Source organism: Anaerosacchariphilus hominis, assembly GCF_014290175.1.
Lineage (GTDB): Bacteria > Bacillota > Clostridia > Lachnospirales > Lachnospiraceae > Laedolimicola > Laedolimicola hominis.
On record NZ_JACOOR010000004.1, the window covers coordinates 202,787 to 225,423 of the forward strand.

The following is a 22,637-nucleotide window of genomic DNA, read 5'->3' on the forward strand; positions in this document are numbered from 1 at the left end:
GCAAGTGATTGTAAAGATGAAGTTCTTAAGCATCACTGGGCCGAAGAACGATATTGAGCGCATGGCCGGTCAGTATCTTTCCAAGTATGAGATTCAGTTGGAACACGCCCTGACAGAGCTTAAGACCGTACAGAATCTGAGGGCCTACACGGATAAGAATCCTTATGAAGAGATTCTCCGTCAGGCATCAGAGTATCTCCCCGCTGATCTGCATACAGATCGAGAATTTCCCGACATGACAGTAGAAAAAGCGGAGCAGATTTTAAGGGAGGCGGAAAAGAACCTGACAGATCTGAAGGATCAGAAGGCGGAGCTTGCCGCAAAACGCGAAAAATGTAAGGCTTCCATGGACAGCATCGAGCCCTTCCAGGGTCTGGAGTTTGATGTCCACAGCCTGCTGAATTTTCATTATGAGAAGTACCGTTTCGGACGGGTTTCCAAAGAATACTTTGACAAGTTCGACCGTTATGTGTACGATACGCTGGACACGATTTTCTATAAGTGCCGCAGCGACGAGGAGTATGTATACGGAGTTTATTTTGTTCCGGCTTCCCTGGCTGACAAGGTGGATGCGGTATACGCCTCCATGCACTTTGAACATATCTTCATTCCCGATGAGTATGAAGGAACCGCCACCCAGGCCTACGGAGAACTGAAAAAGCAGCTGGCAGCCCTGGATGAGGCGATGGTAGAGCTGGATAAGAAGATTTCCGCTGTGGTAGCAGATCGCCTGGACGAGCTGGCTGCGGCAGCCGCTTATCTGAAAAAGCGTTCTGCCAGCTTCGATATCCGGAAGTACGCGGCGCTGACCCGGGAAAAGGACAACGTATTCTACATTCTCTGTGGCTGGATGCCGGAAGACCAGGCGAATGCCTTTCAGAAAGAGATCGAGAATGACGAGCAGACCTTCGTGGTGGTGGAAGATGACCATGACAATATCTTCAGTACGCCGCCTACAAAGCTGCATAACTTCAAGCTGTTCCGTCCCTTTGAGATGTATGTAAAGATGTACGGACTTCCGGCCTATAATGAAATGGATCCCACCATGTTCGTGGCCATCACCTACGCCTTTATCTTCGGCGCCATGTTCGGTGATGTGGGACAGGGCCTGGTACTGTTGCTGGGCGGCCTCTTCCTGTATAAGAAGAAGGGCATGGATCTGGCGGCCATCATAGGCAGCGCCGGTATCTTCTCCACGTTCTTCGGCTTCATGTACGGCAGCTTCTTCGGTTTCGAGGATGTGCTGAAGGCCAGATGGCTGAAGCCCAAGGAGGCCATGATGACCCTTCCGGTGGTAGGACAGATGAACACCGTATTCGTGGTAGCCATCGTATTCGGTATGTTCCTGATTCTGACCGCGATGATTCTTCATATTATCGTGGCAGTCCGGAACCACGATGTCGAGGGGGCCTGGTTTGATACCAACGGTGTGGCAGGCTTCATTTTCTACGGCTTCATTGTAGCGAGCCTGATTCTCTTCATGAGCGGACATGCTCTTCCGGCTACGATTATTATGGTGCTGGTGCTTGGACTGCCTTTACTGGCTATGGCCTTCAAGGAGCCCTTAAGTGCCTGGATGGAGAAGAAAAAAGCCGACCTGGACGGCGGCGTGGGGATGTACCTGGTGCAGACCTTCTTCGAGATGTTTGAGGTGCTCTTAAGCTTCTTCTCAAACACACTGTCCTTTGTCCGTATCGGAGCTTTCGCAGTCAGCCATGCGGCCATGATGGAGGTCGTGCTGATGCTGGCAGGCTTTGAGAACGGCGCCACCGGAAACTGGCTGGTCATCGTACTGGGCAATGCTTTCGTCTGTGCGATGGAGGGTCTGATTGTAGGTATTCAGGTACTTCGTCTGGAGTACTACGAGCTGTTCAGCCGTTTCTACAAAGGAACGGGACATGCGTTCAAACCTTATAAGATGAAGGAAAAATAAAATAAAGATACAAAAGCAATAATTTAATTTATTTATATAATTATTACAAAAGGTATTTAAAGGAGGAAATTCAAATGTCTATGTTAGTGAAAGTATTACTGGTTGCAGCTCTTGTATTAAGCATTATGGTTCCGTTCGGAGCATATTTCCTGGGACAGCCTTCCCGCAGTCGTTATAAGAGAAGCCTTGGATGCAACTGCTTCTTCTTCTTTGGTACACTGGCTCTGGCAGCTGTTCTGGCTTACAGCGGAGACGTACAGGCGGCAGAGACCACGGCAGAGACTGCAGCAGGCATGTCCACAGGTCTCGGATATATCGCAGCAGCACTGGCTACCAGCCTTTCCGGTATCGGTTCCGGTATTGCAGTAGCATCTTCCGCAAGCGCGGCACTGGGCGCTATCAGCGAGGATCAGAGTATCTTTGGTAAGTCCATGATTTTCGTAGCTATGGCCGAAGGTATCGCTCTGTACGGTCTGATCATCTCCTTCATGATTCTTGGTAAGCTGTAAATCTCTGACCCGAAAGGCGGAATCGATATGAAGATGTATTTGATAAGCGACAATATCGATACCTGTACAGGCATGCGCCTGGCGGGTATCGAAGGCGCCGTCGTTCATGAAAAAGAGGAGCTGAAGGCGGAACTGAATCGCGTACTGGCAGACAAGGAAGTCGCTGTCATCATTCTCACAGAGAAGTTTGGCCGCGAATTCCCGGATGTCATTAACGAGGTGCGCCTGGGCCGCAGTCTGCCGCTTCTCATTGAAATTCCGGACCGCCATGGCACTACAAGAGGAGAGAACTTCATTACCTCCTATGTGAACGAAGCCATCGGAGTCAAGCTTTAGAGTGAAAAGGAAGGTGAGCGCAATGACGACAGAAGAAAAACTGCAGCATTTTACGACTTACGCCATGGAAGAGGCGAGACATAAAAGCGACGTCATGATCCGCGAATATACCGATGCGATGCAGAAGATTTTTGAGGAGCATCAGGAGAAAAAGCGTCGTCAGGAGGAGCTTGAGATCAAGACAGAAACGGATCGTCTGATCCGCGAGAATAACAAGCAGTTCTCCGAAGAACAGATAGAGATTAAGAGAACCTTAAGCAAAAAGCAGGATGAACTGAAAGAAAAGCTTTTTGTGGAAGTAAAGGATCTGCTGGCCCGTTTTGCGGAGACCAGGGAGTATCATCAGATGCTGGTGAACCAGCTCCGTGAGGCCAGAGAATTTGCGGGTGGAGATGAGGTCATCCTGTACATTGACCCATCTGACGCCCAGAAGAAGTTCAGCATTGAGACAGAAGTAGGAGCACCGGTGACGGTCAGCGAATACTCCTTCCTGGGCGGAACACGCGCCGTATTGCCGGGCAGAAATATTCTCATCGACAATTCCTTTGAGAGTAAGCTGGCAGAGGCAAAGGAGAGCTTCCAGTTAAAAGGAGGAGCAAACCATGAGTAATAGAACAGGTGTGATTTATGGAATCAACGGACCTGTCGTATACATCAAAGGTAACACAGGCTTTAAGATGGCCGAGATGGTCTATGTGGGCAAGGAAAAGCTGGTAGGAGAGGTCATCGGTCTGGATAAAGACAGAACTACCATTCAGGTATTCGAGGAGACCACCGGAATCAAGCCGGGCGAGATCGTAGAAGCTACCGGCGACGCGATTTCCGTATATCTGGCTCCCGGAATCCTGCACAATATTTTCGACGGTATCGAGCGTCCCTTAAGCGAGATTGCGAAGATCGGCGGCGCATATATCAGCCGTGGTACTGTTGTAGATTCCCTGAACAAAGAGAAGCTCTGGGACGCACATATGATTGTAAAGGAGGGCGACCGTGTCAGCGGAGGCTCCATCATCTGTGAAGTACCGGAGACAAAGGCTATCACCCATAAGGTTATGGTTCCGCCGAATCTGTCCGGCGTACTGACCAAGGTTATGCCGGACGGCCAGTACACCATCTGCGATACCATTGCGGTCCTGCAACTGGATGACGGTACCGAAAAAGAACTGACTATGATGCAGAAATGGCCCATCCGTGTGCCGAGACCGACCACCAAGCGTTATCCGGCATCCAAGCCGCTGATTACCGGACAGCGTATTCTGGATACATTGTTCCCCATCGCTAAGGGCGGTACCGCAGCTATCCCGGGCGGATTCGGAACCGGTAAGACTATGACCCAGCATCAGATCGCGAAATGGTCCGACGCGGATATCATCATTTACATCGGCTGCGGCGAGCGCGGAAATGAGATGACTCAGGTACTGGAGGATTTCAGTAAGCTGGTTGACCCGAAGACAGGCAATCCCCTGATGGAGCGTACCACCCTGATTGCAAATACCTCAAACATGCCTGTGGCAGCCCGTGAGGCAAGTATTTACACAGGTGTTACTCTGGCAGAGTACTATAGAGATATGGGCTATGACGTAGCCATCATGGCAGACTCCACCTCCCGTTGGGCCGAGGCGCTCCGTGAGCTGTCCGGACGTCTGGAGGAGATGCCCGCCGAGGAAGGATTCCCGGCATATCTGGCGTCCCGTCTGTCCGCGTTCTATGAGCGTGCCGGCATGATGCAGAACTTAAACGGAACAGAAGGAAGCGTATCCATCATCGGAGCCGTATCTCCCCAGGGAGGCGACTTCTCCGAGCCGGTTACCCAGAATACCAAGCGTTTCGTCCGCTGCTTCTGGGGACTGGATAAGTCCCTGGCTTACGCCCGCCATTTCCCGGCTATTCACTGGCTTAGCAGCTACAGTGAGTATGTGTCCGATCTGGCACCCTGGTACAAGGATCATGTGGCAAAGGACTTCATGGACTGCAGAAACCGTCTGATGGTCATCCTGAACCAGGAGAGCAGCCTGATGGAGATCGTAAAGCTGATCGGTAGCGACGTGCTTCCGGACGACCAGAAGCTGGTTCTGGAGATTTCCCGAGTGGTTCGTCTGGGCTTCCTGCAGCAGAACGCCTTCCATCCGGACGACACTTGCGTACCCATGGAAAAGCAGATGAAGATGATGGAGACGATTCTCTATCTGTATGACAAATCCAAGGCGCTGATCACACAGGGCATGCCCATGTCCGTGTTGAAGCGTGAGAATATCTTCGAGAAGGTTATCGCTATCAAGTATGATGTGCCCAACGACCACCTGGAGATGTTTGATGATTATAAGAAAGCGATCGATGAGTTCTACGATCGTGTACTGGAAAAGAACGCGTAAGGGGAGGAAGAGAAAATGTCAATTGAATATTTAGGCTTAAGTGAAATCAACGGCCCTCTGATTGCCCTGGAAGGCGTACAGAACGCGTCCTACGAGGAGATCGTAGAGATTACGGTGGACGGCAATAAAAAAGAGCTGGGCCGTATCATCGAGTGCTATAAGGATAAGGCGGTTATCCAGGTATTCGGCGGAACCGACAATATGTCCCTTCGCAATACTCACACCAAGCTGACAGGCCATCCCATGGAGATTGCCCTTTCCCCGGAGATTCTGGGCCGTACCTTTAACGGTATCGGACAGCCCATTGATGGTCTGGGAGAGATTGTCTCCGATATTCACCGGAACGTCAACGGACAGCCGCTGAATCCGGTAACCCGTGAGTATCCGCGTAACTACATCCGTACCGGATTCTCCGCCATTGATGGCCTGACCACTCTGATTCGTGGACAGAAGCTGCCGATTTTCTCCGGAAACGGTCTGCCCCATGATCAGCTGGCAGCACAGCTGGTAAAGCAGGCTTCCCTGGGCGATGATTCCGATGAACAGTTCGGTATCGTATTCGCAGCCATGGGCGTGAAGCATGATGTGGCGGATTTCTTCCGACGGGCCTTCGATGAAAGCGGAGCTTCCGAACACGTTACTATGTTTATGAACCTGGCAAATGACCCGGTGGTAGAGCGTCTGATCACACCCCGTGTGGCTCTGACCGCTGCTGAGTACCTGGCCTTTGAGTGCAACATGCATATCCTGGTCATCCTGACGGATATGACTTCCTTTGCGGAGGCCATGCGTGAGGTATCTTCCTCCAAGGGAGAGATTCCTTCCAGAAAGGGTTACCCGGGCTACTTATACAGTGAGCTGGCTACCATCTATGAACGGGCCGGCATCGTAGAAGGCGTCAATGGTTCTGTGACACAGATTCCGATTCTGACCATGCCCAACGATGATATTACCCATCCGATTCCGGATTTGACCGGTTACATCACCGAGGGTCAGATCGTACTGGATCGTGAGCTTCACGGTCAGGCGGTTTATCCGCCCATCAGCGTGCTGCCGTCCCTGTCCCGACTGATGAAGGATGGTATCGGTGCCGGTTATACCCGTGAGGATCATCAGGATCTGGCGAACCAGCTGTTCTCCTCCTATGCGAAGGTGGGAGACGCGAGAGCCCTGGCATCCGTTATCGGTGAGGATGAGCTGTCACCCATCGATAAGAAGTATCTGCAGTTTGGTAAGGCTTTCGAGGCCCGTTTTGTAGGCCAGGGTCCGGAGGAGAACCGTACCATCGAGGAGACCCTGAATATCGGCTGGGAGCTTCTCGGCATGCTGCCGAGAGAGGAACTGGACCGTGTGGATACCAAGATTCTTGATAAATATTATAAGCCGGCAGAATAATGTAAACCGAGTTTTTTAAGAAGGAGGAAGCTGTATGGATAACAATGCAGTTCCTACAAAAGGCAACCTCATACGCGCGAAGAACTCCCTGAAGCTGGCAAAGCAGGGCTATGAGCTGATGGACAAGAAGCGGAATATTCTGATCCGGGAACTGATGGGTCTGGTGGATCAGGCCAAGGATATCCAGGCCGAGATCCGCACCACTTTCACCACCGCCTATGCGGCCCTTCAGAAGGCCAACATGGAGCTGGGCATCAATGCCGTGGCCGACGTGGCCCGGAATGTGCCCATCGAGGACAGTGTGGAAGTGAAGACCCGAAGCATCATGGGCACGGAGATTCCTCTGGTCCGCTATGACGCGGCCACCCGCGCTCCGGCCTACGCCTTTTACAGTACCAAGGAGTCTCTGGATATCGCCCGGGTTTCCTTCGAGAGGGTAAAGGATCTGACCATCAAGCTGTCCGCAGTGGAGAACTCCGCTTACCAGCTGGCGGCCAATATCAAAAAGGCCCAGAAACGCGCCAATGCACTGAAGAACATCACGATCCCCCGCTACGAGGCGCTGACCAAGGACATTTCCAACGCCCTGGAGGAGAAGGAACGTGAGGAGTTCACGAGACTGAAGGTTATTAAGAGGATGCATTCATAAGATATTATGGATAAGAAAAGACCGGCAGGCCGCAGAACATGCGGCTGTGCCGGTCTTTTTATCCCATTAGTTGTTAAGAATTTGTTTAACCTCGATAAAAATTGTATAAAAAGGGGTACAAAAATTACATTTTCCTATTGCCAGCACCGATTGTACGTGTTATAATGCAATAAGTTGATAAAAAAATATCAATATTGTGAAAAATATCACGTTGGGATGAGACGAGAAAGAGTGAGGTAGCAGTATGGCGAACGAAACATCAAACAAGATCGTAGTAATTGGAGCTGGAAATGTAGGAGAGACAATCTGCTATACCCTGATGCTGCGGGCACAGGTAGGAGAGATTGTTCTGGTAGACTTAAACGAGGATCGTGCGAAGGGAGCCGCTCTGGATATCTCACACGGAACCGCATATTACAGCCAGGTGCGTGTGCGCCAGGGTGGTTATGAAGAGTGTGCGGACGCAAAAATCATTATCGTGACCGCAGGCGTTCCGAGAAAGCCCGGCCAGACCCGTCTGGAGCTTGCAAAGGTAAATACCGGTGTGGCGAGAAGCATTGCGAAAAATATCATGAAATACGCAAAGAATCCGCTGATTATCGTAGTATCCAATCCGGTAGATGTGAATACCTATCTGATCCAGAAAGAGACAGGTCTTCCCAAGGAAAGAGTCATCGGAACCGGTACATCCCTTGATACCGCCCGTTTCCGTTATCTGCTGGGCGAGCGCGTAAAGGTAGATATCCGCGACATCCAGGGTTACATCCTGGGCGAGCACGGGGACACCCAGGTACCCATCTGGAGCAGCGTCAATGTGGCAGGTGAGACCATCGACCACTTCCTGCCCGCTGATGAGAAGGAAAAAGAGCAAGTGAAGGAGCAGATCGCCATGAAGGCAAAGACCGGCGGCGCAGACGTTATCTCCCTGAAGGGAGCTACCTTCGACGGTATCGCCATGTCCACCTTCCGCATCGTAGAGTCTATTCTGAAGAACCAGAATACTGTACTTCCGGTGGCGCACGTTCTGGGTCAGGAATATGGCGAGAGCCTGGAAGGCTCCTGCATCAGTATCCCCTGCGTAGTCAACGAAGAGGGTATCGCGAAGACCATCAAGATCACCATGACCGACGAAGAGAGACAGCAGGTAGAGCATTCTGCGGAAGTCCTGAAAGCTTTCATCGGCGATGTTATGAAGGAAGACTAAGAAAATTGCAGCAATAACCAGCCGGGGAGCGCGGAAAGGAAGGCGCTCCCCGGCGTTTGTTTTATCCCCATTTCACTCTAAATGTTAAATTCTTAACACCTAACATCTGGAAATAAAAAAATCCCATTAAAACAGTCGGAATTAACAAAAAAACGATCAATAAAAAGGAAAATATAATCCCTGAAAAAATCGCAAATAGTAACAAAATATTATCATTTAGGGGTTGTTAATGCTTTAACGATATGGTACAATGTTAAAGATTGATAGAAAAATGTCAAAAAAAGACAACAAAACCTGCAACCACAAAAAAGAACAAAAGGAGGTAGTCAAATGGTGTACAGCTATTATCCGGGCTGCACGTTAAAGAACAAAGCCCAGGACCTGGATCGATACGCCAGAATGTCCGCGGAAGCTCTCGGCTTCACCCTTCAGGAAATCGAAGAGTGGCAGTGCTGCGGAGCCGTCTATCCGCTGGCATCCGATGAGATCGCCACAAAGCTGTCCGCAGTCCGCGCCCTGAACGACGCGAAAGAAAAGGGACAGGATCTGGTGACCCTCTGCTCCGCCTGTCATCACGTCATCAAGCGTGTAAACGACGACATGCAGAATGTGGAGGATATCCGCACCAGAGCCAACAATTATCTGAAGCTTGAGGAACCCTACGAGGGAGAGACTAAGGTTCTTCATTATCTGGAAGTTCTTCGCGATCGCGTAGGATTTGACACCATCAAAGAAAAAGTAACCCATCCCCTGACCGGACGGAAGATCGGCGCGTACTATGGCTGTATGCTCCTTCGGCCCAGCTCCATCATGGCCTTTGACGAGCCGGAGAATCCTACTATTATGGAGGATTTTATCCGTGCCCTGGGCGCGGAGCCGGTGGTATATCCTTACCGGAACGAGTGCTGCGGCGGCTATGTATCCTTAAAGGACAAGCCCCTGGCCGGCACCATGGTAGACCGTGTCATGGAATCTGCTGTCTGTCATGGCGCGGAAGAGTTGATTACTGCCTGTCCTCTGTGTCTCTATAACCTGAGAAACAGCGGAAGCGCAAAGAAGGTTCCGGTCACTTATCTGACAGAGATTCTGGCGGAGGCACTGGGATTACTTCCAGAAAAAGAAGCGGAAGGAGGAGCAGAGCATGCAGAAGGTTGATATGGCAAAGGCCGACAGACTTCGTGAGATGAGCGGCGTCAATACCCGGAAATGTATGAAATGCGGAAAATGTTCCGCCTCCTGTCCCGCCTATGAGGAGATGGATATCCGTCCCCATCAGTTCGTTTCTTATGTGGAAAGCGGCGATATTGAGCCTCTTCTGGAGTCCAAGAGTATCTGGAAATGTCTTTCCTGCTTCGCCTGTGTGGAGCGCTGCCCGAGAGACGTAAAGCCTGCGAAGCTCATCGAGGCGGTACGGCAGATGGTAGTACGTCAGCGGGGAGGCAATTACTTAAGTCCCAACGAAGTGCCGGAGTTACTGAACGAGGAACTGCCCCAGCAGCTTTTAGCCAGTGCGTTCCGCAAATACAGCAAATAATCAGGAGGTGAAGAAAAGTGCAGAGAATAGGAGTATTTGTCTGTCATTGCGGTACGAACATTGCAGCGACGGTAGATGTCAAGCGCGTGGTGGAAGCGGCGGCGAAGGAGCCGGGCGTTGTTCATGCGGAAGACTACCAGTATATGTGTTCCGAGGCAGGACAGCTGAAAATCCGGGAGGCCATTGAGCAGAAGCATCTGACTGGTATTGTTGTCTGTTCCTGTTCCCCCAGAATGCACGAGAATACATTTCGCCAGGCGGCAAAGCGGGCCGGCATCAACCCCTATATGGTGGAGATTGCCAACATCCGCGAGCATTGCTCCTGGATTCATAAGGATATAGAAGAAGCTACCGAAAAGGCCGTAATTCTGGCAAGAGCAGCCATCGCGAAGGTGATGCTGAATGCGCCCCTTACCCCGGGTACCAGCCAGGTGGTAAAGCGCGCCCTGGTCATTGGCGGCGGTATTGCAGGTATCCAGACTGCTCTGGATATCGCGGACGCAGGCTACGAGGTAGACATCGTGGAGAAGACCCCCAGTATCGGAGGACGTATGTCACAGCTTGACAAGACCTTCCCGACCCTGGACTGCTCCGCCTGCATCCTGACCCCGAAGATGGTGGAGGCTGCGGCCCATGAAAAAATCACCATCTATACCTACAGCGAGGTAGAGAAGGTAAGCGGCTTTGTGGGAGATTTCCATGTAGATATCCGCAAAAAGGCAAGAAGCGTAGATATGAGCAAGTGTACCGGCTGCGGCGTCTGCCAGGAGAAATGTCCGTCCAGAAAGACACCCAACGAGTTCAACCGCGGACTGAATACCCGGAGTGCCATCTACACACCCTTTGCACAGGCGATTCCCAACGTTCCTGTCATCGACCGGGAGCACTGCACCAAGTTCAAGACCGGCAAGTGCGGTGTCTGCGCCAAGGTCTGCCAGGCAGGCGCCATTGATTACGATCAGCAGGATGAAATCATTACCGTAGATTACGGCGCTATCGTCGTAGCTACCGGTTTTGACACCATCAAGCTGGATAAATATGATGAGTACGCGTACAACCAGAGCCCGGATGTCATCACATCCCTGGAGCTTGAGCGTATCATGAACGCGGCAGGACCCACCAAAGGTCATCTGGAGCGTATGTCCGATCACAAGCCTCCCAAGTCCATGGTATTCATCCAGTGCGTGGGCTCCAGATGCGCGGACAAGCGCGGCAAGAGCTACTGCTCCAAGATCTGCTGTATGTACACCGCAAAACACGCCATGCTGATTCGCGATAAATATCCCGATGTGGACGTGACCGTTTTCTACATCGATGTGCGTACCCCGGGCAAGAACTTCGACGAGTTCTACCGCCGCGCGGTAGAGGAGTACGGCGTGCATTACATCAAAGGCCAGGTGGGCAAGGTAGCGCCCCAGGGCGATAAGCTTCTGGTACAGGCTGCGGATCTTCTGGATAATAAGCAGATCCGGATGGAAACCGACATGGTAGTCCTGGCGACCGCCATTGAGCCGAACCCCGACGTAAGAAAGATTGCCACCATGCTGACAGCCAGCATCGATACCAACAACTTCCTGACCGAGTCCCACGCGAAGCTGCGTCCGGTAGAGTCTCCCACAGCGGGAATCTTCTTATCCGGTGTCTGCCAGGGACCGAAGGATATTCCGGAGACCGTAGCACAGGCGGGAGCTGCCGCTGTGAAGGTCGTTGGACTCCTGGCCAAGGATCATCTGGTAACGAACCCCTGTACGGCAAAGGCTGACCCCATCTTCTGTAACGGCTGCTCTACCTGTGAGAAGGTCTGCCCCTACGGAGCGATTTCCTATGAGGACCAGCTGGTGAATGATCACGGTATCCGTGAGACAAGACGTGTTGCAGTAGTCAACAGCGCCCTTTGTCAGGGCTGCGGAGCCTGCACAGTGGCCTGCCCGTCAGGCGCTATGGACCTGCAGGGCTTCTCAAACAGACAAATTCTTGCGGAGGTGGATGCAATATGCAGGTAGAAAATACAGAATTCAGGCCCAAAATCGTAGCGTTCTGCTGCAACTGGTGTTCCTATGCAGGCGCAGACCTGGCGGGAAGCAGCCGACTTGCTTACCCGGCGGATGTAAAGATTATCCGCGTACCCTGTTCCTGCCGTGTGAATCCGATGTTTATTTTAAGAGCTTTCCAGAGAGGCGCGGACGGAGTTATCCTCTGCGGCTGCCACCCGGGAGACTGCCATTATACAACCGGTAACTATTACGCAAGAAGACGTATGACCCTGCTCTTCTCCATGCTGGATTATCTGGGCGTGGAAAACGGACGTACCAGAGTGGAATGGGTATCCGCGGCTGAGGGCGTAAAGTTCTCAACCACCATGAATGAGTTCGTAGCGAAGATTCACGAGCTGGGCGAAAATGTGAGACTGGAGGATCTGCGATGCAAGGGTTAATCGAGAGAGCAAAAGAGCTTCTGGCAGACGGAACCGTAGCGCAGGTTCTCGGCTGGAGAAAAGGCGATATGGGCTATGACCCGGAGCCGGCTTATTTCAAATCAGAAGAAGAATTAAAAGATTTTGTATATGACGCTTTCTGCGGCGCGAACCTGAGTAAATACATGATTGAGGCCGCAAAGCTGGAGGGAAAGACCCTCGTATTTTTAAAGCCCTGTGATACCTACAGCTTTAACCAGCTGATCAAGGAGCACAGAGTGGATCGGGACAAGACCTATATCATCGGCGTGGGCTGTCAGGGCACGCTGAAGCCGGAGAAGATCCGGGAAGCAGGCATCAAGGGAATTGAGACCGTCACCATCGATGGCGATACCCTGAAGTTCGACACCATTTACGGAGCAAAAGAGATGCCCTTCGCGGACGCGCTGCTGGAGCGGTGTAAGGTCTGTAAGGGAAAGAAGCACATGGTATACGACGAGCTCATCGGCGCAGCCGAGGACGAGGAAGCAGGCCCGGTGGGTAACCGTTTTGAGGAGGTCGAGAAGCTGGAGGCCATGAGCCCCGAGGAGCGTTTCGCCTTCTGGCAGGAGCAGCTTTCCAAGTGTATCCGCTGCAACGCCTGCCGTAACGTATGTCCGGCCTGCAGCTGCCGCAAATGTGTATTCGACAGTAATCAGTACGATACCAGCCAGAAGGCCAACGCGGCCACCTTTGAGGAGCAGATGTTCCACATCATCCGTGCTTTCCATGTGGCAGGACGCTGTACTGACTGCGGTGAGTGCAGCAGAGTCTGTCCCCAGGGCATTCCGCTTCACCTGCTGAACCGGAAGTTCATCAAGGACATTGATAGCTTCTACGGAGAATATCAGGCGGGAGCCGATACGGATTCCCGAGGCCCGCTGACCAACTTCACCTTCGAGGATGTGGAGCCCAGCATTGTACAGACGAGAGGAGGGGGACATTAAGTATGTATCAGATCGCTAAGAATAAGCTGAACGACCTGTATCAGGCCATCAGTGAAAAAGAAGACTTATTTCTCCCGGTAAGCAAGGGCGGCCAGACCAATTACGGTCTGTGGACCAATGAGGCGGTGGCAGACATCGATACACTGAAGACTGTAAAATCCGGTAAGGACTGCTTCTTTCCTCAGAGCGAGGTGCTGTACAAAAGCAGACACGAGAACGGAAAAATCAGCATCGACCCCACAGAGCTTCAGAACAAGCCCTTCGTAGTATTCGGCATGCGCGCCTGCGACGTGCGGGCGGTAAAGGTCCTGGACAATGTGTTTTTAACAGATCCGGTGGACAGCTATTACGCGGCAAGAAGAGAGCATGGAACCATCGTATCCCTGGCCTGTCACGAGCCGGAGGAGACCTGCTTCTGTAAGAACTTCGACGTGGACGCAGCGGAGCCGGGAGCAGACGTGGAGACCTGGATGGTGGGAGAAAGCCTTTACTGGAAGGCTCTCACAGAAAAGGGAGAGAGCCTCACAGCCCTTGTGAAAGAAGCCCTGGCAGACTCCTTTGCAGAAGCGGGAGCAGAGGGCGAGAAAAAGGTAGAAAAGGAGCAGGCTGCAGTGCGCGGTATCATCGAGAAGCTTCCCCTTTCTCATCTTGATCTTTCCCGTTTTAAGCCGGAGAACACCATGGAGCTTTTTGATTCTCCTGCCTGGGAGGATATGTATAAGCCCTGTCTGGCCTGCGGAACCTGCACCTTTGTGTGTCCCACCTGCCAGTGTTACGACATCCGTGATTTTGACGGAGGCAAAGCCGGAATCCGGCACTACCGCTGCTGGGACTCCTGCATGTATTCTGATTTCACCATGATGGCCCACGGCAACATGCGTACCAGCCAGCTGCAGCGGTTCCGCCAGAGATTCATGCATAAGCTGGTATACTATCCGGCCAACAATGACGGCATGTATTCCTGCGTAGGCTGTGGCCGCTGCGTCAGCAAGTGCCCGTCATCCTTAAATATTGTAAAAGTTATCAAGAAACTGGGAGGTGAGGGAAATGAGTGAATGTACCTGCGGCGGACATGCAAATGATATCAGAGTAGACGCGCTGATTCCTATGATTGGCGTGGTAACGGATATCCGCACGGAAACTCCGGACGTTAAAACCTTCCGGGTAGTGGGAAGAGACGGCAAGAAGCTCTTTGAGCATATGCCGGGCCAGTGCGCCATGGTATCCGTTCTCGGTGTGGGCGAGGCTATGTTCTCTATTACATCTTCCCCCACCAATAAAGAATATCAGGAGTTCAGCATCAAGCGCTGCGGAACCCTGACTGATTATCTGCATGGCATGAATGTGGGAGATGAAATCACCGTGCGCGGACCCTACGGAAACGCCTTTCCGGTGGAGACAGCGCTCAAGAAACAGAACCTTCTGTTTATCGCCGGAGGAATCGGCCTTGCGCCCCTTCGTTCCGTCATCAATTATGTACTGGATAACCGGGACAATTACGGTACGGTAGACATCCTCTATGGTTCCCGTTCCGCGGACGATCTGGTGCAGCTGAAAGAGATTCAGGAGGTCTGGATGAAGACTCCGGGCGTCAATGTATATCTGACCATCGACCGGGAGCAGGAGGGCTGGGACGGCCATGTGGGCTTCGTTCCTTCCTATCTGAAAGAGATCGGCTTTGACACCAACAAGACAGTACTGGTCTGCGGACCGCCCATCATGATCAAGTTCGTACTGGCGGGCCTGATGGAGCTGGGCTTCAATAAGACACAGGTGTACACGACCCTGGAGCTTCGTATGAAATGCGGTATCGGCAAATGCGGCCGCTGCAACATCGGATCTAAGTATGTATGCAAGGACGGACCGGTATTCCGCTGCGACGAGATCGATGAGTTACCCCCGGAATATTGATAGACAATGAGCAGTGCGCAGACAGGAAGCATCCGGCTGGCGTCGTGCTTGCACGTAAGACAGACGGAGGGTTCCTGTCTGCATAGGGCGAAGCCCTCAAGCGAGGAAAAGCGAAGCTTTTTCGAGCCTGAGCACTGCGGAGCAACACTCATGCAGTGCGCGTAGATGAAGCGAAGCGGAATCGAACTTGGCACTGCGGGGAAAAGGCGAAGACTGAATAGAGAAAGGATAAAGAACATGCAGGAAATGGTAAACGTATATTTCTATGGAAAAAAGTATTCCGTACCCGCTGAGCTTACCATCATGACGGCTATGGAATACGCAGGCTATAAGCTGGTGCGCGGCTGCGGCTGCCGCCACGGCTTCTGTGGTGCCTGCGCAACCATTTACAGAATCAAAGGCAATAACGAGCTGAAGACCTGCCTGGCCTGTCAGACACAGGTACAGGATGGCATGTACATCGCGACCCTGCCCTTCTTCCCGGCAGATAAGCGGAACTACGATATGGACAAAATCAGCGTAAAGCAGCGTGTGATGATGGATCTCTATCCGGAGATCTACAGCTGCATCGGCTGTAATGCCTGTACCAAGGGCTGTCCCCAGTCCCTGAACGTGATGCAGTACATTGCATACGCACAGAGAGGCGACTTTGAAAAGTGCGCAGAGGAGTCCTTCGACTGCATCGGTTGCGGTATCTGTACCTCACGCTGCCCGGCAGGTATCTCCCATCCCATGGTAGGCGTGCTGGCCAGAAGACTGACCGGAAAGTACATCGCTCCCAAGGCAGAGCATCTGGAGAAGAGAGTAGAAGACATTCACCACGGAGCTTTCGATGATCTGATCGAGCAGATCATGGAAAAGCCCATCGAGGAAATGAAGGAACTGTACAATAACCGAGAGATTGAGAAATAGGAGGGGAGCGGACTATGTATACAGCGGAAATGCTGGAATCTATTAAAAAAGTAGAGGCCACAAGAGCACAGCGTATCGGCGTAGAGCCCAGAAGAATGACGGCAGAGGAAAAGGACGCGCTCCTGAAGGAGTTCCATCCGGACTACCGTGAAGACGGTTTCCAGGAGATCAAGGTGGGACCCAACAAGGGACAGAAGGCTCCCTACGAGCTTGGCACCCTGCTGCATTCCAACAGCCGGATTTTAAATGTACCCATTGACTTAAATAAGGTAGATTATGACGTGGACGTGCTGATCATCGGCGGCGGCGGAGCAGGATCTTCCGCAGCTATCGAGGCACATGAGGCAGGCGCCAATGTGATGATGGTGACCAAGCTTCGTATCGGCGATGCCAACACCATGATGGCAGAGGGCGGAATCCAGGCAGCGGACAAGGAGAACGACTCTCCCCAGCAGCATTATCTGGACGCTTTCGGCGGCGGACATTTTGCAGCCAGACCGGAGCTTCTGCGCCGTCTTGTTATGGAGGCGCCGGACGCCATCCAGTGGCTCAACGACCTGGGCGTTATGTTCGATAAGGACAAGGACGGACGGATGATTACCACCCACGGCGGCGGAACATCCAGAAAGAGAATGCATGCCTGCAAGGACTACTCCGGAGCGGAGATTATGAGAGTTCTCCGAGACGAGGTATGGAACCGCCAGATTCCTGTGGTAGATTTTACTGCGGCGGTAGAGCTGATTAAGGATGACAAGGGACAGGCAGCAGGCGCTGTTCTTCAGAACATGGAGACCGGCGAGTATAAGGTGGCCAGAGCAAAGACTGTTATTATCGCCACCGGCGGAGCGGGAAGACTGCATTACCAGCACTTCCCCACATCCAATCATTATGGAGCTACCGCAGACGGACTGGTCATGGGCTATCGCGCAGGAGCACCGCTTCTGTATCAGGATACCATCCAGTACCACCCCACCGGAGCTGCTTATCCGGCGCAGATTTTCGGAGCCCTGGTAACGGAGAAGGTGCGTTCCGTAGGAGCTATGCTGATCAACGTGGACGGTGAGGCCTTTATGCACCCCCTGGAGACCAGAGATGTATCCGCGGCGTCCATCATCCGTGAATGTACCGCCAGAGGAAAGGGCGTTCCCACACCCACCGGCTACGGTATCTGGCTGGATACCCCGATGATCGAGATGATTCACGGCGAGGGAACCATCGAAAAGAGAATTCCGGCTATGCTGCGTATGTTCTTGAATTATGGTATCGATATGAGAAAGCAGCCGATTCTGATTTACCCAACTCTCCATTACCAGAACGGCGGTCTGGAGATCGGCGGAGAAGGCTTTACCAAGACCATTCCGAACCTGCTGGTAGCAGGAGAGGCTGTGGGCGGTATCCACGGAAGAAACCGTCTGATGGGCAATTCCCTTCTGGATATCATTGTATTTGGCCGCAACGCAGGTAAGGCTGCAGCGAGAAAGTGCAAGGAAGTAGAGCTTGGCACCATGAACCTGAATCACCTTCAGGAGTATGCAAAAGAGCTTGAAAAGGCAGATTTGCATACGGGACAGGTTTCTCCGATGCTGCTGCCGAATTACACCTTCGGTATGCCGAAATAAAGACACCGGGAAGCGACAGATAGTAACGGGGGACATACGTTATGGGGATTATTACATGGTTTCAGGAGATGGTATTATCCAATACGCTGATGATGGTATTTTTGATCGCCGTCATCGGGTATCTGGTAGGTAGTATTAAGATTTGTGGTCTGGAACTGGGGACTGCCGGCATTTTGCTGGTAGCCCTGGTATTCGGCCATTTTGGAGTAGAGATTCCCTCCCTGGTCAGGGAACTGGGACTTATCTGCTTTGTAACTTCTGTGGGATTTATTGCGGGGCCGAAGTTTTTCCGGAATTTTAAAAATAACGCCACGTCCTATATTTTGCTGGGATTAATTGTGATCGGCGCGGGAGCGCTGACCTGTGTGGCGATTATTAAAATCTTCGGAATCCCCACAGACATCTCGGTGGGGATGATGACCGGAGCCCTGACCAGTACACCGGGATTGGCAGCGGCCCTGGAGGCCACCGGCTCAGACGCGGCTTCGGTGGGCTACGGAATCGCTTATCCCTTTGGTGTGGTGGGCGTGGTACTTTTCGTGCAGCTGATTCCGAAAATTCTGAAGACAGATATGGCTGCGGAGCGGGCTCAGTTTGAGGCGGCGGCAGGCGTGGATGTGGCAGAGTTCCACAAAACGAAGAAAGAAGAGTTATTTTATGCGGACAGTATGGGATTTTTCCCCTTTTCGCTGGCCATTGCCATCGGAATTATTCTGGCGAAGATAGAGATTCCCCTTCCGGGCGGAGCAGTGTTCTCGCTGGGCACTTCCGGTGGACCGCTGATCGCAGGTCTGCTTCTGGGCCATTTCGGCCATTTTGGAAAGCTCAGTGTGCAGGTGGAGAAGCACGTACTGGAATGCCTCAGGGAGTTTGGCCTGGCACTGTTTCTTCTGGGAGCGGGTTCCCAGGCGGGGGCCGGCTTTGTGGAGATCCTGAAAGAGCATGGAGCGCTTCTGTTCCTGTATGGAGCGCTGATGACGCTGGTGCCAATGCTGCTGGGCTATATATTCGCGGTGAAGGTATTACATCTTTCCCTCTTCAACACTCTGGGTTCCATCTGCGGCGGTATGACCAGTACCCCGGCTCTGGGAACTCTGATTCGAGTGACGGAGACGGACGATGTGGCCAGCGCCTATGCAGCCACCTATCCCATCGCGCTGGTGGCCATCGTACTGGCCAGCCAGTTTATCAGTATCTTCCTATAAAAATGTATTTGTGTTATGATTTGTGATACAATAAGGTCACGTACATACGTGAAGACAATGTTGGAGGTGACAGACTATGCGTGAAATTAAAGCTTCCGAGATCACAGATGTGGTAGAACGTCTGTGTATCGAGGCCAATGAGCAGCTTCCGGAGGACATCAAAGGTGCCATCCGCCGCTGCAGAGCGTGTGAAGACTGGGAGACAGCCCAGGGAGTTCTGGACAAGATTATTGAGAATTTTGAGATCGCGGGGGAGGAGCATGTACCCATCTGTCAGGACACAGGTATGGCATGCGTGTTCCTGGAGATTGGTCAGGACGTACATATCACGGACGGCGATCTGAGAGAGGCTGTGGACGAAGGCGTACGCCGAGGTTACGGCAAGGGATATCTCCGGAAGTCTGTAGTGAAGGATCCGGTGCGCCGGGGCAATACCGGGGACAATACACCGGCCATGCTCTATACAGAGATCGTTCCGGGCGAGCAGATCAAGGTAACAGTAGGACCCAAGGGCTTCGGAAGTGAAAACATGAGCGCTATCCGGATGTTCAAGCCTTCTGCAGGCATCGAGGGAATCAAGAGCTTTATTCTGGAAACTGTGGAGGCAGCAGGCCCGAACCCCTGTCCGCCCATGGTAGTAGGCGTAGGTATCGGAGGAACCTTTGACAAGTGTGCCCTGTTGGCAAAGAAGGCCCTCATGCGGAACACCGAGGAGCCTAATCCGGATCCCTATTACGCAGATCTGGAAAAAGAAATGCTGGAGAAAATCAACGGGCTGGGTATCGGACCCCAGGGCTTCGGCGGCAAAACCACCGCACTGGCTCTGAATATCGAAACCATGCCCACCCATATCGCAGGTATGCCCTGCGCGGTAAATATCAACTGTCATGTGACACGCCATAAGACGGAGGTGATCTAGGATGGAAAGACATATTCAGCTGCCTCTGACCGAGGAGCTTGCCAAGACCCTGCACGCAGGCGACAGCGTGTATCTGACCGGAACCATCTATACATCCAGAGACGCGGGACACAAGCGCATGTGTGAGGCTCTGGCGAGAGGCGAACAGCTTCCCTTTGATCCCACGGACGCCACCATTTACTATGTGGGTCCCACGCCGGCCAAGCCGGGTCAGGTCATCGGAAGCGCCGGACCGACTACCAGCGGACGTATGGACGCTTACGCACCTACCATGATGAGCGTGGGCGCCAGAGGCATGATCGGCAAAGGCGCGAGATTACCGGAAGTGGTGGAAGCCATGAAGAAGTATCACGGTGTTTACTTTGGTGCCATCGGAGGAGCAGGGGCTCTTCTGGCGAAATGTATTAAAAAATGTGAGCTGATCGCATATGAGGATCTGGGCGCGGAAGCGCTTCGGAAGCTCTATGTGGAGGATATGCCTCTCGTAGTTATTATTGACAGCGAGGGAAATAATCTGTATGATGAGGGAAAAGCTGCTTATCTGGCAAGCAAAAAGAACTAGATTACGAAAGGAAGTTTTTTCCCATGTCTTTGATTCATGAAACAGAACAAGAGAAACAAATGTCCGAAGCCTTCGTGAACAGCGCCTTTCTGGCGCTGTCCGGAGGCTTTCAGGATGCTTATACCTATTTTACCAGAGAAGAGGTATTTTCCAATGCCCAGACCGGTAACGTGGTACTGATGAGCCAGCATTTCATGTGCGGGGAATGGATGGCGGGACTGCGATATCTTTTCCCGATCCTGGCCTTTGCGGTGGGCGTCTGGGTGGCCGAGCAGATCCAGGGACGGTATCGGTATGCCAGGAAGCTCCACTGGAGGCAGAGTATTCTTCTGATGGAGATCGTAATTTTATTTATCGTGGGCTTCATTCCCACCCGGTTCGACATGGCGGCGACTGCGCTGGTATCTTTCTCCTGCGCCATGCAGGTACAGTCCTTCCGGAAGGTCAACGGCTACTCCTATGCCAGCACCATGTGCATCGGAAACTTAAGAAGCGGTATCGCGGCCCTGTCCGGTTATGTGCGGGAGCATAAGTCCCAGCAGGCGGAACAGATGCTTTATTACTTCGGTATCATCTTTCTGTTTGCCCTGGGAGCAGGCATCGGAGGCGTTATGTCCATGAATTCCGGCATCAGTATCCGGGCTATCTGGGTGTCCTGCGTGCTGCTGCTCATCAGCTTCTGCCTGATGTTTATCGAAAAGCCGAAGACTTCATAACCTTATTTTCAAAGTTTTATAATAGAAAGAATCGAAAGAAGGAGTGATGGAATATGGCAAAGCACAGCAAGGAAAAAGAGATAAAAACCAATGCCATGCGTCTTCTGGAGCAGAAGAAGATTCCCTACACGGTACATACCTACGATGGAGAGGAGTTCCACGATGGCGTCAGCGTGGCGGATATGCTGGGACAGCCCCATGAGATCGTATACAAGACTCTGGTGACGGTGGCGAAAAGCAAGGAGCACTATGTTTTTGTGATCCCTATCGAGTCGGAACTGGATCTGAAAAAGGCAGCAAAGGCCGTCCATGAGAAGTCTATTGAGATGCTTCCCTTAAAGGATCTGACTGAGCTCACCGGTTATGTGCGGGGCGGCTGCACCTGCATCGGCATGAAGAAGCAGTTCCCGGCGGTTCTGGACGAGAGCGCGAAGCAGTTCCCGAAGATCATGGTTAGCGGCGGCCGCAGAGGATCCCAGATGGAGGTTTCTCCGGAGGATCTCATGCGGGCGGCCAACGGTACATTTGCGGATGTCATCATGTAAAGATAAAATTGTACGCCTAAAAGTACAAAAAATGATGAAAAAAGTACTTGCATTTTGTCGGATAGTATTATATACTAATCAAGTCGCAAGCGCGGCAGACAAAATGGTCGATTGGTCAAGCGGTTAAGACGTCGCCCTCTCACGGCGAAAACAGGGGTTCGATTCCCCTATCGACTGCTGGAAAACCTCTGAATAGTTCGTTCAGAGGTTTTTTTGCGCCCTTTTCCGGCTCTTTTGGATCAGGATCCGGGAATAAAAAACGGAAAATCAGGGATACTGGGAACAGAAATGGGAAAGAGGGCGTATCTTGCATGAAAAAGAAAGCGGCAGCGGTTCTGATTCTGGCTCTGACGGCGGCTCTGGCAGCGGGAGGGAGCCTGACAGACACGAATTTTTCAGTCATCGGGAACCGGGGCAGGGGGCGGCTCCTGTTTCTGGCCTGGGGCGCCCTGGTAGCCGTCTGGGGCTATATCTCCATGGAAGATCTGATGGAGCAGGGACAGATCCGGGACGGATGGACGGAAGGGTTTCTCCTGCTGGCAGAGCTGTGCTTTCTGTGGGGCCTGGGGCTGCCCTATCGGCCCAGGCTGGTTCCGGGAATGGCGGGACTGCATGTGGGGCTGTCCCTGACGGGCTGTTTGTTTTTTTTATTCTGTATCATCCGGTTTCTGCATCAGCTGGAACGGAGGTTCGGAAGGCAGTTTGGCTTGGAAAAGGCGTTACTCTGGTCGGTGCTGCTGATTTCAGCGGCACTGTACCGGGCGGTGGGCATCATTTCCGGCCTGCTGGAGCTCTTTGTAACCCTGGCGTTTGTGTGGTATCTGAAAAGAATGGAGAAAAAACTTGTAAAAATAAGTTTGGCAAAGGGCGGAGAGTGTGTTATACTGAACAGGTTGAAATAAAGAGAACATTTGTTT

23 protein-coding genes and 1 tRNA gene are annotated in these 22,637 nt (G+C 52.3%); all 24 read left to right on the forward strand.

Annotation, left to right across the window (positions count from 1 at the left end; all coding sequences use genetic code 11):
- The first annotated feature begins 4 nt into the window (after window positions 1–4).
- The 24 genes from H8S44_RS08065 to H8S44_RS08180 all read left to right on the forward strand — a co-directional run bounded on the left by H8S44_RS08065 (window position 5) and on the right by H8S44_RS08180 (window position 22,622).
- Entirely contained in the window at window positions 5–1,933 is a 1,929-nt protein-coding gene (locus tag H8S44_RS08065; protein WP_186872031.1) for a V-type ATP synthase subunit I, read from the forward strand.
- Between the two features lie 74 nt (window positions 1,934–2,007).
- Complete coding sequence (locus H8S44_RS08070) at window positions 2,008–2,442, forward strand: ATP synthase subunit C (protein ID WP_186872032.1); 435 nt, start codon at window positions 2,008–2,010, stop codon at window positions 2,440–2,442.
- Window positions 2,443–2,469: 27 nt separating this feature from the next.
- Window positions 2,470–2,778, forward strand: coding sequence for a V-type ATP synthase subunit F (locus H8S44_RS08075; protein ID WP_186872033.1), 309 nt, complete (start codon window positions 2,470–2,472; stop codon window positions 2,776–2,778).
- Window positions 2,779–2,800: 22 nt separating this feature from the next.
- Window positions 2,801–3,388 (forward strand): V-type ATP synthase subunit E, encoded by a 588-nt coding sequence (locus H8S44_RS08080; protein WP_186872034.1) that lies wholly within the window; start codon window positions 2,801–2,803, stop codon window positions 3,386–3,388.
- On the forward strand, window positions 3,381–5,150 hold the full coding sequence (locus H8S44_RS08085) for a V-type ATP synthase subunit A (RefSeq protein WP_186872035.1): 1,770 nt from the start codon (window positions 3,381–3,383) through the stop codon (window positions 5,148–5,150). The genes H8S44_RS08080 and H8S44_RS08085 overlap by 8 nt, the downstream gene beginning before the upstream one ends.
- A gap of 15 nt (window positions 5,151–5,165) precedes the next feature.
- The gene (locus H8S44_RS08090) at window positions 5,166–6,545 is read left to right on the forward strand and encodes a V-type ATP synthase subunit B (RefSeq protein WP_178039856.1); all 1,380 of its coding nucleotides are present in this window, start codon (window positions 5,166–5,168) and stop codon (window positions 6,543–6,545) included.
- A 34-nt stretch (window positions 6,546–6,579) separates the two neighbouring features.
- On the forward strand, window positions 6,580–7,194 hold the full coding sequence (locus tag H8S44_RS08095; protein WP_186872036.1) for a V-type ATP synthase subunit D: 615 nt from the start codon (window positions 6,580–6,582) through the stop codon (window positions 7,192–7,194).
- Window positions 7,195–7,438: 244 nt separating this feature from the next.
- Window positions 7,439–8,398, forward strand: a complete 960-nt coding sequence (locus H8S44_RS08100) for an L-lactate dehydrogenase (RefSeq protein WP_186872037.1) — start codon at window positions 7,439–7,441, stop codon at window positions 8,396–8,398.
- A 330-nt stretch (window positions 8,399–8,728) separates the two neighbouring features.
- Window positions 8,729–9,553 (forward strand): CoB--CoM heterodisulfide reductase iron-sulfur subunit B family protein, encoded by an 825-nt coding sequence (locus tag H8S44_RS08105; RefSeq protein WP_186872038.1) that lies wholly within the window; start codon window positions 8,729–8,731, stop codon window positions 9,551–9,553.
- On the forward strand, window positions 9,540–9,932 hold the full coding sequence (locus H8S44_RS08110; RefSeq protein WP_186872039.1) for a 4Fe-4S dicluster domain-containing protein: 393 nt from the start codon (window positions 9,540–9,542) through the stop codon (window positions 9,930–9,932). The genes H8S44_RS08105 and H8S44_RS08110 overlap by 14 nt, the downstream gene beginning before the upstream one ends.
- Before the next feature lie 17 nt (window positions 9,933–9,949).
- Window positions 9,950–11,935, forward strand: coding sequence for a 4Fe-4S binding protein (locus H8S44_RS08115; protein ID WP_186872040.1), 1,986 nt, complete (start codon window positions 9,950–9,952; stop codon window positions 11,933–11,935).
- A complete protein-coding gene (locus tag H8S44_RS08120; RefSeq protein ID WP_186872041.1) occupies window positions 11,926–12,366 on the forward strand; it encodes a hydrogenase iron-sulfur subunit in 441 nt (146 codons plus the stop codon). The genes H8S44_RS08115 and H8S44_RS08120 overlap by 10 nt, the downstream gene beginning before the upstream one ends.
- Window positions 12,354–13,331, forward strand: a complete 978-nt coding sequence (locus H8S44_RS08125) for a 4Fe-4S dicluster domain-containing protein (RefSeq protein ID WP_186872042.1) — start codon at window positions 12,354–12,356, stop codon at window positions 13,329–13,331. The genes H8S44_RS08120 and H8S44_RS08125 overlap by 13 nt, the downstream gene beginning before the upstream one ends.
- A gap of 2 nt (window positions 13,332–13,333) precedes the next feature.
- Window positions 13,334–14,386: a 4Fe-4S dicluster domain-containing protein gene (locus H8S44_RS08130; RefSeq protein ID WP_186872043.1), complete on the forward strand. Its 1,053-nt coding sequence runs from the start codon at window positions 13,334–13,336 to the stop codon at window positions 14,384–14,386.
- A complete protein-coding gene (locus H8S44_RS08135; RefSeq protein WP_186872044.1) occupies window positions 14,379–15,242 on the forward strand; it encodes an FAD/NAD(P)-binding protein in 864 nt (287 codons plus the stop codon). Before H8S44_RS08130 ends, H8S44_RS08135 begins: the two co-directional genes overlap by 8 nt.
- Before the next feature lie 237 nt (window positions 15,243–15,479).
- A complete protein-coding gene (locus H8S44_RS08140) occupies window positions 15,480–16,154 on the forward strand; it encodes a 4Fe-4S dicluster domain-containing protein (RefSeq protein WP_186872045.1) in 675 nt (224 codons plus the stop codon).
- Between the two features lie 14 nt (window positions 16,155–16,168).
- Entirely contained in the window at window positions 16,169–17,773 is a 1,605-nt protein-coding gene (locus H8S44_RS08145; RefSeq protein ID WP_186872046.1) for an FAD-dependent oxidoreductase, read from the forward strand.
- 41 nt (window positions 17,774–17,814) lie between these two features.
- Window positions 17,815–18,978: an aspartate-alanine antiporter-like transporter gene (locus H8S44_RS08150; RefSeq protein ID WP_186872047.1), complete on the forward strand. Its 1,164-nt coding sequence runs from the start codon at window positions 17,815–17,817 to the stop codon at window positions 18,976–18,978.
- Between the two features lie 76 nt (window positions 18,979–19,054).
- A complete protein-coding gene (locus H8S44_RS08155; RefSeq protein ID WP_186872048.1) occupies window positions 19,055–19,897 on the forward strand; it encodes a fumarate hydratase in 843 nt (280 codons plus the stop codon).
- 1 nt (window position 19,898) lies between these two features.
- A complete protein-coding gene (locus H8S44_RS08160) occupies window positions 19,899–20,459 on the forward strand; it encodes a Fe-S-containing hydro-lyase (RefSeq protein WP_186872049.1) in 561 nt (186 codons plus the stop codon).
- Between the two features lie 23 nt (window positions 20,460–20,482).
- Window positions 20,483–21,175, forward strand: coding sequence for a YoaK family protein (locus H8S44_RS08165; protein ID WP_243167524.1), 693 nt, complete (start codon window positions 20,483–20,485; stop codon window positions 21,173–21,175).
- Window positions 21,176–21,228: 53 nt separating this feature from the next.
- A complete protein-coding gene (gene ybaK / locus H8S44_RS08170) occupies window positions 21,229–21,720 on the forward strand; it encodes a Cys-tRNA(Pro) deacylase (RefSeq protein WP_186872050.1) in 492 nt (163 codons plus the stop codon).
- Between the two features lie 105 nt (window positions 21,721–21,825).
- A tRNA-Glu gene (locus H8S44_RS08175) sits at window positions 21,826–21,897 on the forward strand.
- Between the two features lie 134 nt (window positions 21,898–22,031).
- Window positions 22,032–22,622 (forward strand): hypothetical protein, encoded by a 591-nt coding sequence (locus tag H8S44_RS08180; RefSeq protein WP_186872051.1) that lies wholly within the window; start codon window positions 22,032–22,034, stop codon window positions 22,620–22,622.
- Window positions 22,623–22,637: the final 15 nt, after the last annotated feature.